This is a genomic window from Streptomyces cyaneofuscatus, from assembly GCF_033109485.1.
GTDB classification, from domain to species: domain Bacteria; phylum Actinomycetota; class Actinomycetes; order Streptomycetales; family Streptomycetaceae; genus Streptomyces; species Streptomyces cyaneofuscatus.
This window is the reverse complement of record NZ_CP137002.1, coordinates 5,771,274-5,783,625: the sequence shown is the minus strand read 5'-3', so window position 1 is coordinate 5,783,625 and position 12,352 is coordinate 5,771,274. Positions and strand designations below refer to the sequence as shown.

The following is a 12,352-nucleotide window of genomic DNA, read 5'->3' as shown; positions in this document are numbered from 1 at the left end:
TGGGGAGCAGGGGTGTTAGACACGTCAAAACGCTAGCACGGCAGGCCTTCACCCCTGCCCCCGTTGTCTACGGAAGGTCAGCCACCGATCACTACGCGTCGTACGCCGGCCCACTTCTCCGGGTCCGTCGTGCGGCGGCCGTCGACCAGGACGCGGACGTCCGGCAGATCGGCCGCGGCGAGCTCGCGGTACTCGGCGTGGTCGGCCTGGAGGATCGCCGCGGTGACGGCCTGGTGGCTGTCGTGCGGGACGAGACCGAGGGCGGTCAGCTCCTCAGGGGTGTAGAGAGGGTCCGAGACGAACGGCACCGCCCCGCGCGCCTTGAGTGCCTCGACGACCCCGAAGACGCCGGAGAACGCGGTCTCCTTGACGCCCCCGCGGTAGGCGGCGCCCAGCACCAGGACCCCGACGCCGTCCAGGTCGCCGTAGGCGGCGGCCAGCAGGTCGACGGCGTACTCGGGCATCGCGGCGTTGGCCTCGCGGGCCGCGCGGACGACGGTGGCCTCGGGGTCGTTCCACAGGTACATCCGCGGGTAGATCGGGATGCAGTGGCCGCCGACGGCGATGCCGGGCTGGTGGATGTGGCTGTAGGGCTGGCTGTTGCAGGCCTCGATGACCTTCTTGACGTCGATGTCGTTCTTGTCGGCGAACCGGGCGAACTGGTTGGCCAGGCCGATGTTGACGTCCCGGTAGGTCGTCTCGGCGAGCTTCGCCAGCTCGGAGGCCTCCGCCGTGCCGAGGTCCCAGACGCCGTTGGGGCGGGGCAGGTCCGCGCGCTCGTCGAAGTCGAGCACGGCCTCGTAGAAGGCGACGCCCGCCGCCGAGGACGCCTCGTCGATGCCGCCGACGAGCTTGGGGTAGCGGCGCAGGTCGGCGAAGACCCGGCCGGTCAGCACCCGCTCCGGGGAGAAGACCAGGTGGAAGTCCTCGCCCGGGGTGAGGCCGGAGCCCTCGGCCAGCATCGGCGCCCAGCGCGTACGGGTCGTGCCGACGGGCAGCGTGGTCTCGTAGCTGACCAGGGTGCCGGGCTTCAGGCCCGCCGCGATGGCCTTGGTGGCGGCGTCCATCCAGCCGAAGTCCGGGGTGCCCTCGGCGTCCACGAAGAGCGGGACGACGACCACGACGGCGTCGGACGCGGCGACGGCGGCCGTGGTGTCCGTCGTGGCGGAGAGCAGGCCCGCGCCGACGGTCTCCTTGAGCAGGCGGTCGAGGTCGTGCTCGCCGGGGAACGGCTCGGTGGCCGCGTTGACCAGCTCGACGACCTTCTCGTTGACGTCCGCGCCGATGACCCGGTGGCCCTTGGCGGCGAACTGCACGGCGAGCGGAAGCCCGATCTTGCCGAGCGCGACTACACAGATGTTCATCTGGACACTTTCCTCTTCAGCCGGGACAGCTTCCGCTTCGCCCCGGACAGCTTCCGCTTCAGCCCGGCCAGCGTTCGGCGCAGCCGTGTGCCCAGGTCGGGCTTGGGTTCCCACAGCAGGGCCGTCGTGATCACGAGCCGCCCCTTCGCGTTCGGGTTGGCCGAGACCCGGTAGGGAGTGGTGCTCCCCCACCGGCGAGCCAGCGGCATCGGCAGGCCGCCGGTGCGGACCGGGATCTCATACGTGGTGCCCGCGACGTCGACGTAGACACGTACGCCCCGCTTGGCGCGGATCCGGTCGACCGGGATGCGGGCGCTCAGCAGGGTGCCGGTGCCGTCGGCGGCGGGCTCCCGGGTCAGCTCGCCGACCGCCTCCGGGCGCTCGGCGTCCTTGGGCAGCTTGCGGGCGCCGGCCTTGTCGGCGCTCTTCGGGAGGGCGCCCTGGGCGAGGGCGACGACGGCCGATGAGGTGTCGCCGGTGATGCCGACGCGCACCTTCAGGGCGAGGGTGAGATCCTCCCCGTCCTGCTCCCAGGCGGCCGACTCCAGCTTCGTACCGTCCGCGAGTCTGCCCGAGACCGTCTCGCGCGCCTCGTACCAATGGTCGTCGAGACCGATCGCGGCGTCCCGGAAGCCCGGGTAGGGCGCGAAGGCGCGGTCCCCTTCCAGCAGGAAGGGCGGAGCGCCGTGCTCCGCCTCGTCCGCGATGGCGCGGGTGAGCTCCGCCACGGCGCCGCGCTGGGCGAGGCCGAGACGGACCCGTCTCTTCACGCCGCTCGCGTCGCGCAGGGTGTCGGTGAAGTAGGTGTCCTGGAGGGCGGCCAGCCCCGCGCAGATCTCCTGCCGCGTTTCGAGGGGGAGCGCGGGGAAGTCGTCGAGCATGAGCTTGGACAGCTCCCACTCGAAGTGCCGCTTGAGGACGGCGTCGCGCCGGGGGCCGGCCGGGATGAGTCCGGCGGTGTGGTCCATGATGCGCGCCGTGCAGCGGAGCCGGGCCAGGTGGTCCGCCCGGTAGGTGATGTTGCTCGCGTCGCCGCGCTTGACCGCGTAGTAGTACGTGTAGTCGGCCAGGACGGAGATCCTGCGGGCCCGGACGCACGCCTCGATGGTGAACGGCTGGTCGCTGCCGACGGGGAGGTCCTCGGGGAAGCGCAGTTTGTGCTTCTCCACCAGTTCGCGGCGGAAGAGCTTGGTGTTGGCGAGCGTGAAGGGCAGCGCCGAGTCGTAGAGGCTGACGTCGGGCTGGTTGTCCGAGTACAGCTTCTGGTGGACGTAGCGCCCGTTGGTGCCGACCATCTTGCCGACGACCACGTCGGACTCGTTGGCGTCGGCGCAGGCGACCATGCGCTCCAGCGCCTCCTCCCCGAGGTGGTCGTCGGACCCTATGAAGTAGACGAACCGGCCGGTGGCCAGCTCCAGGGCCCGGTTGCTCGGCGCCGCGGGCCCGCCCGAGTTGGGCTGGTGGACCACGGTGAAGACGTCCGGGTACTTCTCCGCGAAGCGGTCCAGTTCGCGGCCGCTGTCGTCGGTCGATCCGTCGTCCACCGCGACGACCTGCAGCCGGTCCTCGCCGATGGTCTGCGCCACCAGGGAGTTCAGGCATTCGGTGAGGTACGGCATGGTGTTGTAGACGGCGACGACCACCGTGACGTCGGGTGTTGCGGTCATCTCGCCGTACCTCGCATCAGCCGGGTGTAGACCCCGTCGAGAACCTCGGCCTGGGCTTCCCAGGTCCATTCGTCCAGCCTGCCCTCGACCTCGTAGGCGGCGGTGTAGCGCTTGGGTGCGTCGAGCACGGCCCGGACGGCCCGGACGTAGTCGGTGACGTTCTCGGCCTCGAAGACCTCGCCCTGACCGGTCTGGCGGGTCATCTCGGCCATGGTCTTCACATCGCTGACTACGAGCGGCAGCCTGGCGTGCGAGTACTCGAAGAACTTGGTGATCAGGGCGATCTCGTGGTTCGGCCAGTGGTGGATCGGGATGACGCCGACATCAGCGGTCGACAGGAACGAGACGACCTGCCAGTGCGGCACGTACGGCATGGCGTGCACCCGGTCCTCGACGCCGAGCTCCTCGGCCCGCTTCATCAGCGTACGGATGTACGGCAGCTCGGGGTGGCTGGCCACGAAGGCGACATGGACGCCGGGCAGCTCGGGAAGCCCGTCCACCATGATGTCCAGGCCGCGCTGGCGGGCGGCGAGGCCGCTGTAGACGAGCAGCGGCACGTCCGGGCCGATGCCGCACAGGTCGCGCAGGTCGGGGACCGGCAGAGCGGTGAAGCGCGAGGCCTCGGCCGCCTCCGGCGCGTTGAGCACCACGTCCGGGCGCTCGGGCAGCTTGTGGGTCTCCTTCAGGAGATCGGCCAGGCCTCCGGAGACGGTCACCACCGCGTCGGCGTACTTGGCGTGCTCCCGCTCGTACGCCACCATCGCCGGCAGCTTCCGCTGGTTCACCCAGGAGCGCACTCCGGGCAGGTACTCATGGGCGTCCCAGACCAGGGAGACCGGCCGGCCGGCCGCGCGGGCACGGAGCTTCGCGCGGGAGCCGACGCCCAGCATCCGGAAGTCGTTGGCGTGGATGATGTCCGGTTCCAGCGCGTCGATGACGGGCCCGTAACTCAGTTCGAAGTCCCAGACGCTCGGGTCGAGCCGCCGCCACGCGCGGTCCCCCATGGTCGTCAGCCAGAAGGCGGTGGTCGCCTTGTCGAGGGCCGCGGACCGGGTCCTGCGGATGCTGCGCAGCTTCCTGGTGTGCCGCGAGCGCAGCTTCACCCAGCGGCTGCTGGCCTTGGCCGCGCCCCGGCGCGCCGCCAGCCACACCTGGCCGCCGGCGGACCCGAGCGGGGACCGGTCCTCGCCGGTCCTGAGCGCGGCGCCGCGGACCCGGAGGTCGGCGCGCCAGGCCTTGACCTGCTGCGTACGGAATTCGGCCACGCGTTCGGAGGGGTAGGCCAGGGGTCGGCGGATCGGAGCACCGCGCAGGTCCTGGGGGCGGGTCGACATCTTGGCCTTGACCCCGAGGAGGCGGACCTCGGCGTCACCGAGCTGCCAGGCCCGCACCTCCTCCTTGCCGGAGAACTTGCCCAGCAGGATGACGTCCCAGCCGGCCTCGGCCGCCGAGCTCGCCTGCTTCTGTACGCGGGAGTCGCCGTGCACGCTGTTGTCGACGAGCATGACGATACGACCGCGTGAACCCGCCTTGCGGGGGATCGCGGTGAAGTCGGTGAAATCAGGAATGTCAGGTGCCATGTTCCGTCCGGTCCGGAGCCGTGAGAGTAACGGTGGTGCGGGTGGAGGCGGACTCCAGTACGGCTTCGGCCACCTCGACGGTGAGAAGCCCCTGCCGCAGGGTGCAGACGTCGACCGGTTCCCCCCGCACAGCGTCGCGGAAGAGTTCGTGCTCGACAAGGAGCGGCTCGCGCTTGGGGATGGCGTAGCGGATCATGTCGCCCTCGGATACCCCGCGGAAGGCGCGCAACGCCTCCCACTCCGTGGCGACCGCCGCGTTGGAGTGGAAGGTGAGGTCGGCGGTGAGGGTGTCGGCGATGAAGCAGCCGCGCTCCCCGGTGACCGAGGTGAACCGCTCCTTGAGCGGGCTCAGCCAGTTGACCAGGTGGTTGGCCATCGTGCCGTCGGAGAGCTGGCCGACGGCGGAGACCATGTCCTCGTGCGGGCGGCCCGACTTGGAGACGGTGTGGGCGGCGATCGAGGTGTACGCCTGGCCGGTGACCCAGCCCGTCAGGTCGATGTCGTGCGTGGCGAGGTCCTTGACCACGCCGACGTCGGCGATCCGGTGCGGGAAGGGGCCCTGGCGGCGGGTGACGACCTGGTAGACGTCGCCCAGCTCACCGGCCTCCAGGCGGGCGCGGAGCGAGAGCAGGGCCGGGTTGCAGCGCTCGATGTGGCCGACGGCCGCGACCAGGCCGCGGGACTCGAAGGCCTCGACGAGGCGGCGGGCGCCCTCGACGGTGTCCGCGAGCGGCTTCTCGATCAGGGCGCAGACACCGGCGTCGGCGAGCTGGAGGCCGACCTTCTCGTGCAGGCCGGTGGGGCAGGCCACGACGGCGTAGTCGACACCGCGGGCGAGGAGCTCGTCGACGGTGGACAGGACGGGGGCGCCCTGCGCCCAGCCGTTCCGGTCGCCCGCCGGCTCGACGACACCGGCCAGCTCGACGCCCTCCAGTCCGGCGAGGATCCGGGCGTGGTTGCGGCCCATGGAGCCGAGGCCGATGAGCCCGGCCTTCAGTGCGGCGGTCACAGGTTCTCCCCCAGGGAGTTCACGGCGGTCACGATGCGCTCCAGGTCGTTCCGGGTGAGCGAGGGGTGCACGGGCAGCGAGACGACCTCGGCCGCGGCCCTCTCGGTCTCCGGCAGCTCCCAGGTGCGGCCCGCCTTCTGGTCCGGCTCCCAGTACGGCTTGAGGCGGTGGATCGGCGTCGGGTAGTAGACCGCGTTGCCGACGCCCGCCTCGGTGAGCCCGGCCATCGCGGCGTCCCGGTCGCCCCGGATCCGCACGGTGTACTGGTGGTAGACGTGCCGGGCGCCCTCGGCCACCGGCGGCGTGGTGACGGTCGGGGCGGTGATGTGGGCGTCGAAGTACGCGGCGTTGGCACGGCGCTGCTCGGTCCACTCCTCGACCTTGGCGAGCTGGACGCGGCCGATCGCGGCGGAGACGTCGGTCATCCGCATGTTGGCGCCGACGATCTCGTTGGCGTACCGCTGCTCCATGCCCTGGTTGCGCAGGAGGCGCAGCGTACGGGCCAGTGCGGCGTCGGCCGTGGTGACCATGCCGCCTTCGAGGGCGTGCATGTTCTTGGTGGGGTAGAAGCTGAAGGTGCCGCCCGCGCCGAACGCGCCGACCGGGGTGCCGTTCAGCGCCGCCGCGTGGGCCTGGCAGGCGTCCTCGACGACGGCGAGTCCGTGCTTGTCCGCGATCGGCATGAGCTTGTCCATCGCGGCCGGGTGGCCGTAGAGGTGGACCGGCATGACCGCGGCGGTACGGGGCGTGATCGCGGCTTCGACGGCCGCCGGGTCGAGACCGAAGCCGCCCGGCTCGATGTCGGCGAAGACCACGTCGGCGCCGGTCAGGCGGACCGCGTTGGCGGAGGCCGCGAAGGAGAACGAGGGGACGATCACTTCGTCGCCGGGGCCGATCCCCAGGGCCAGGAGCAGCAACTGGAGGGCCGAGGTGCCCGAGTTGACCGCGATGCAGTGCCGCCCGTCGACCAGGCGCGAGAAGCCCTCCTCGAACGCCGCGACCTCGGGTCCCTGCACGACCCGGCCGCTGCGCAGTACGCGTACGGCGGCCTCGATCTCGTCTTCCCCGATGACCGGACGGGCAGCGGGGATCGGCTGCTCGTTGATGCTCGTCATGGACGTCCTCCTTGAACACCGCAAGAGCTCGTTACCGGGCAGAATTCTGGGGTGCGGGACGTCTTACGAGGCCGCGCGAAACGCCACCGGCACGATGCCGACGCCCTGCCGGGGAATCCGATCCGGTCCGTGGATCTCCGAACCGGTCACCAATTGTAGTTTCTGCGAAGAACTCTGACAGTCCAACAGCCGCCATCACATTATCAGGGATTTCACAACTGATTTCGGGAACGTTAACCGCCCTTGCATCAGTTCTGGAACAAAGCCCGTGGCCCGCCCCGAAAGTAACGGGACGGGCCACGGACAATGAACAGCCGATTGCCGGGAGACGTCAGCCGGTCGACGCCTCACCGTCGGTGGACGGCGCCGAGGCGGTCACGGAAGGCGACGACTGCTCGGCGGCGACGGTCTTCTTCGTCGTCTTCTTCGCGGCCGTCTTCGCCGTCGTCTTCTTCGCGGCGGTCTTCTTGGCGGCCGTCTTCTTGGCCACCGCCTTCTTCGCCGGAGCCTTCTTGGCGGCGGCCTTGCGGGCCGTCTTCTTCGCCACGGGCGCCTCGTCCGGCTCACCGGACGCGGGGGCCTCGGCGGCCTCGGCCTCCGGGGCCTCGGCTCCCTTCGGCTCGGGCGCGGACTCGACGACGAGGACCGCCGCCTCCTGGGAGCCCGTGGGCGAACCCGCCGGAGCGGTGACCTTACGGGTCACCCGGCGGCGGGCCCGCGGCGGTGCGGCCTCCTGGGGAGCCTCGGCCACGGGGGCCTGCTCCTGGACGGGGGCCGGGGCCTCGGCGGGCACCTCGACGACCGGGTCCTCGACGGCGACCGGGTCCGTGGCGGGCTCGGCCGGCTGTACGGGCTCCGCCGACTCGGCCTGCTTCGGCGAACCCGCCGGGGCGGTGGCCTTACGGGTGGCGCGACGGCGCGTACGGCCCTGGGGCGCGGCCTCGGCCACCTCGGCGGCCTCCTGGGCGACCGGGGCTTCCGGAGCATTCGCCGGCTCGGGCGTGTCGAGGACCGGCTCGGCGACCGGCTCCACGACCTGCTCGGCGACCGGCTCCGCCTCGACGACCGGAGCGGGCGCCTCGGTCCTCGGGGCACCGGCCGGGGCCGACGCCTTGCGGGACGCCCGACGGCGGCCACGGCCACGCGAGGCCGCCGCCTCGGCCTCGGCCGGGCTGCCGTAGAACTCCTCGTCCGCGGTGACCTCGGGCTCCACCGCCACCGGGGCGGCGACCTCGGCGGCCAGCTCGGCCTCGGACTCGGTCTCGACCGGCTCGGCCGCGTCGTCGTCGTGACCGTGCTCGTGGCCGTGGTCCTGCTCGTGACCGTGCTCGTGGTCCTGGCCCGCGCCGCCACGGCGCTTCTTGGACTTCTTGGAACCGCCGCCGCCACCGACGGACGTCGGCTGCTCCATGTGGACGATCACACCGCGCCCGTTGCAGTGGACACAGGTCTCGGAGAAGGACTCCAGCAGACCCTGGCCCACCCGCTTACGGGTCATCTGGACCAGGCCGAGCGAGGTGACCTCGGCGACCTGGTGCTTGGTGCGGTCGCGGCCCAGGCACTCCAGCAGACGCCGCAGGACGAGGTCCCGGTTGGACTCCAGCACCATGTCGATGAAGTCGACGACGACGATGCCGCCGAGGTCGCGCAGCCGCAGCTGGCGCACGATCTCCTCGGCCGCCTCCAGGTTGTTCCTGGTGACGGTCTCCTCCAGGTTGCCGCCCTGGCCGGTGAACTTGCCGGTGTTGACGTCGACGACGACCATCGCCTCGGTCTTGTCGATCACCAGCGAACCGCCGCTGGGCAGGTAGACCTTGCGGTCCAGCGCCTTCATCAGCTGCTCGTCGATGCGGTACGTCGCGAAGACGTCGACCTCGGACGTCCAGCGGGAGAGCCGCTCGGTGAGGTCGGGCGCCACGTGCGAGACGTACCCGTGGATGGTCTCCCACGCGTCGTCACCGCTGACGATGACCTTGGAGAAGTCCTCGTTGAAGATGTCGCGGACGACCCGGACGGTCATGTCCGGCTCGCCGTAGAGCAGCGTCGGCGCGTTGGAGCCGCTGGTGCCCTTCGCCTTCTTCTGGATGTCCTCCCACTGCTGCTGCAGCCGCTCGACGTCACGGCGCAGCTCGTCCTCGCTGGCACCCTCGGCGGCGGTGCGCACGATGACGCCCGCGTCCTCGGGGACGATCTTCTTGAGGATCGTCTTGAGGCGGGAGCGCTCGGTGTCGGGCAGCTTGCGGCTGATCCCGGTCATCGAGCCCTCGGGCACGTAGACGAGGTAGCGGCCGGGCAGCGAGACCTGGCTGGTGAGGCGGGCGCCCTTGTGGCCGATCGGGTCCTTGGTCACCTGGACCAGGACCGACTGGCCGGACTTGAGCGCGGTCTCGATGCGGCGCGGCCCGTGGGCCATGCCGAGCGCCTCGAAGTTGACCTCACCGGCGTACAGGACGGCGTTGCGGCCCTTGCCGATGTCGACGAACGCGGCCTCCATGGACGGCAGGACGTTCTGGACCTTGCCCAGGTAGACGTTGCCGACGTAGCTGGTGGCCTGCTCCTTGTTGACGTAGTGCTCGACGAGCACGTTGTCCTCGAGGACGCCGATCTGGGTGCGCTCGCCGCTCTGGCGGACGACCATCACGCGCTCGACGGCCTCGCGGCGGGCGAGGAACTCCGCCTCGGTGATGATCGGGACGCGGCGGCGGCCCTGCTCGCGGCCCTCGCGGCGGCGCTGCTTCTTCGCCTCCATACGGGTCGAGCCCTTGATGGACTGGACCTCGTCGAAGCCGGTGCCCGGCTCGCGCTCCTCCTTCTTGCGGGGCTCGCGGACCTTGACGACCGTACGCTCCGGGTCGTCCGTGCCGTTGTCGGCCTCGGACCCGCCCTCACCGCTGCGACGGCGACGGCGGCGGCGACGCCGGCTGCTGCTCGAACCGGAGGCGGCGGAGTCGTTGTCGTCGTCCTCCTCCTCGTCGGCCTCCTGGACCTGGGCCGGCGCCTGGTCGTCCTCTGAGCGGGACGGGGCGGGCGCCTCGTCGGCGTGCTGCTCGGCCTCGTCCGTGTCGCTGGCCTCGCCACGGCGGCGACGGCGGCCACCGCGACGGCGGCGGCGCGAGGGGCGGTCGCCGTACTCGTCGGTGTCCTCGCCCTCGTGCTCGTCCGCCTCGGCCTCGGGGGCCTCCTCGGCGGGCTGCTCGGCGGGCGCCTCCACCGGGGCGGCGGTCTGCTCGGGCTGCTCGGCGGCCTCGCCACGGCGGCGGCGACGGCGGCGCGAGCCGCCCTGCGGCGCGGCCTCGGCGGGCGCGGGGGCCTGTGCGACCTCGGCGGTCCGCTCCTCGGCCTCGTCGACCTCGTCGTACGGGGAGGAGGAACCGGCCGCGGCAGCGGCGGCGGCCGTCTCCGGGGTCTGGAACATCGGCTCGGCGAAGACCGGGGCCTGGAACACGGCGACGGCGGGGCGCGTGGCGCGGCGGCCCTTGCGGGTCGGCTCCTCGGCCTTGGTCGTGAACTCGGGGCGGCCCGCGGCGGCGGTGGCCCGGCGGCGCTGGCGTCCGCGCGGGGCGGCCTCCTCGACCTCCTCCGCCTCGGCGGCGAGCTCCTCGGCCACGGCGGCGGGCAGGCTCTCGGCGGCCTCGACGGCCTCCACCGACTCCTCGGCGACCGGCTCGGCCACCTCGGTGACCTGCGGGGCTCCGGCAGGGGCGGTGGCCTTACGGGAGGCACGACGGCGGCTGCGCGGCGCCGGGGCCTCCTCGGCGGGCTCGGCGGCCTCGGCGGCGGCCGGGACCGGCTCCAGGGCGGGCGCGGCCGCATCCGTGGCGGCGGCGGCCTGCGGGGTGCCGGCCGGGGCGGAGGCACGGCGGCGGGTACGGCCACGCGGGGCCTCGGCGGCGGGGGCCGCGGGCTCGACGGGCGCGGCGGCCTCGGCGGCCGGCTCGGCCACGGGTGCGGCGGGCGCGGCCGGCTCGACCACGACAGCGGCCTCGGCGGCCTGCGGGGCACCGGCGGGCGCGGTGGCCTTGCGGGAGGCGCGACGGCGGCGCGGGGCGGGCGGCTCCGGGGCGGCCTCGGGCTCGACTGCCTCGGCCACCGGCTCCTCGTCCTCCTCCGGCTCCGCCACGAGCGGCTCGGCCGGGGTCTCGACGACCTCGACGACCTCGGCGGCCTGCGGGGCACCGGCCGGAGCCGTCGCCTTGCGGACCGCGCGGCGGCGGGTACGCGGCGCCGGGGCCTCCTCGGCGGTCTCGGCGGCCTGGGCCGGGGCCTCGGCCACCGGAGCAGGGGTCTCGACGGTCTCGGCGACCACCTCGGCGGTCTCCGGAGCGCCCGCGGGTGCGGTCGCCTTGCGCACGGCGCGACGGCGCGTACGGGCGGGGGGCGCGGCTTCGGCGGCCGACTCGGGGGCCGTCTCCTCGGGCGCGGTGGCCGGGGTCTCCACGACGGCGGCCGGTGCGGTCTCCTCGGCGGCGGGCGCCTGGACCGCGCCGGGCGGGCCTGCCGGGCGGGAAGCGGCGCGGCGCCTGCGGCGCGGCGGCAGCTTGTCCCCGGGGGTGTTCTCTTCGTTGTTCCCGTTGGTCGCGGGTTCGTTCGGCTGAGGCATGCGGGCGGTTCTCCCGTCGCGCTCCCGGGCGCCGCGTCTGATTCCGGTCCGGCCACGGTCCGCAGTGGTGCGGCAGGGCCGTCCGGGGCGCGGGCGCCGCACGGGAGCTGATGTCTGGCTCGCCGGTTCCGTCCGCGGTGTTGCGGACGGCCTGGCGAAAGTCTTGTCGGGTCAGTCAGTGCGCGGCCCGACCCAGGTGGCTCCCGAGTCGGAGGGCTGCGCTACAACGACCGCCTTACGCGGAACCTGCACCTTCCGGCGCCGTCGCGACGGCTGCTGCGACCGCGGGATGTGCGGTCGGGGCGGCCTCGCGGTCGGGCGCGAGCGGGTCGGTCACCGTGCCGGACTCCTCGTCGAAGAGCCCCTGCGCCAGCCTCGTCACCGCGGCGGGGACGGGCGGCGCCAGGTCGGCCACAGCGCGGAGACCGGACAGGACGTCGTCGGGTCGCACGGCAGGTGTCACGTGCCGAACAACCAGCCGCAGTATCGCACAGGGCTTGTCCCCGGGCCTATCAGCCGGTGGATCAAGGGCCTGCAGGTCGGCGACGGCGGCGCGGGCGTCGAAGGTGCGGATGCCGTTCTTCGCCTTGCGCTGGACCTCGACACTCTCGGCGGCGTTGAACGCGTCGACGGCGCTGCGCGCCTCGTCGGGATCGACGCCGTCGAGGCGCATCTCCCAGACGGAGGCGGTCAGCCGCTCGGCGAGGCCGGAGGTGCGGGCCTCCACCGCGTCGGTGATGTCGAGACCGTCCGGCAGCGAGCTGTCGAGCAGCTGACGCAGGAGGTCGGGGTCGCGCGCCTCGGTGAGGGCGATCTCCAGGAACTCGGCCTCGCTGCCCGTGCCGGTGGGGGCGGCATTGGCGTAGGAGACCTTGGGGTGCGGGGTGAAGCCCGCCGAGTACGCCATCGGCACCTCGGAGCGGCGCAGTGCCCGCTCGAAGGCCCGCTGGAAGTCGCGGTGACTGGTGAACCGGAGGCGGCCGCGCTTGGTGTAGCGCAAACGGATGCGCTGCACTG

The 12,352-nt window shown here is 72.7% G+C and carries 7 protein-coding genes; all 7 read right to left on the bottom strand.

Features of this window, described 5'->3' with window-relative positions; translation table 11 throughout:
• Positions 1–77: 77 nt before the first annotated feature.
• Entirely contained in the window at positions 78–1,364 is a 1,287-nt protein-coding gene (locus tag R2B67_RS25300) for a nucleotide sugar dehydrogenase (protein WP_317821265.1), read from the bottom strand.
• Entirely contained in the window at positions 1,361–3,031 is a 1,671-nt protein-coding gene (locus R2B67_RS25295) for a glycosyltransferase family 2 protein (protein ID WP_317821263.1), read from the bottom strand. The genes R2B67_RS25300 and R2B67_RS25295 overlap by 4 nt, the downstream gene beginning before the upstream one ends.
• Positions 3,028–4,611, bottom strand: coding sequence for a glycosyltransferase (locus R2B67_RS25290; protein ID WP_317821262.1), 1,584 nt, complete (start codon positions 4,609–4,611; stop codon positions 3,028–3,030). The genes R2B67_RS25295 and R2B67_RS25290 overlap by 4 nt, the downstream gene beginning before the upstream one ends.
• Positions 4,601–5,620 (bottom strand): Gfo/Idh/MocA family protein, encoded by a 1,020-nt coding sequence (locus R2B67_RS25285; RefSeq protein WP_018511494.1) that lies wholly within the window; start codon positions 5,618–5,620, stop codon positions 4,601–4,603. Before R2B67_RS25285 ends, R2B67_RS25290 begins: the two co-directional genes overlap by 11 nt.
• On the bottom strand, positions 5,617–6,735 hold the full coding sequence (locus R2B67_RS25280; RefSeq protein ID WP_317821259.1) for a DegT/DnrJ/EryC1/StrS family aminotransferase: 1,119 nt from the start codon (positions 6,733–6,735) through the stop codon (positions 5,617–5,619). The genes R2B67_RS25285 and R2B67_RS25280 overlap by 4 nt, the downstream gene beginning before the upstream one ends.
• Before the next feature lie 331 nt (positions 6,736–7,066).
• Positions 7,067–11,335 (bottom strand): Rne/Rng family ribonuclease, encoded by a 4,269-nt coding sequence (locus R2B67_RS25275; protein ID WP_317821257.1) that lies wholly within the window; start codon positions 11,333–11,335, stop codon positions 7,067–7,069.
• A gap of 235 nt (positions 11,336–11,570) precedes the next feature.
• Positions 11,571–12,350 carry a TIGR03936 family radical SAM-associated protein gene (locus R2B67_RS25270; RefSeq protein ID WP_109977673.1) on the bottom strand — a complete coding sequence of 260 codons (780 nt, stop codon included), beginning with the start codon at positions 12,348–12,350 and terminating at the stop codon, positions 11,571–11,573.
• Positions 12,351–12,352 lie beyond the last annotated feature (2 nt).

Coding starts and splice junctions, on each gene's coding strand:
- R2B67_RS25300 (WP_317821265.1), bottom strand. CDS start 1,364: ATGAACATCTGTGTAGTCGCGCTCGGCAAGATCGGGCTTCCGCTCGCC.
- R2B67_RS25295 (WP_317821263.1), bottom strand. CDS start 3,031: ATGACCGCAACACCCGACGTCACGGTGGTCGTCGCCGTCTACAACACC.
- R2B67_RS25290 (WP_317821262.1), bottom strand. CDS start 4,611: ATGGCACCTGACATTCCTGATTTCACCGACTTCACCGCGATCCCCCGC.
- R2B67_RS25280 (WP_317821259.1), bottom strand. CDS start 6,735: ATGACGAGCATCAACGAGCAGCCGATCCCCGCTGCCCGTCCGGTCATC.
- R2B67_RS25275 (WP_317821257.1), bottom strand. CDS start 11,335: ATGCCTCAGCCGAACGAACCCGCGACCAACGGGAACAACGAAGAGAAC.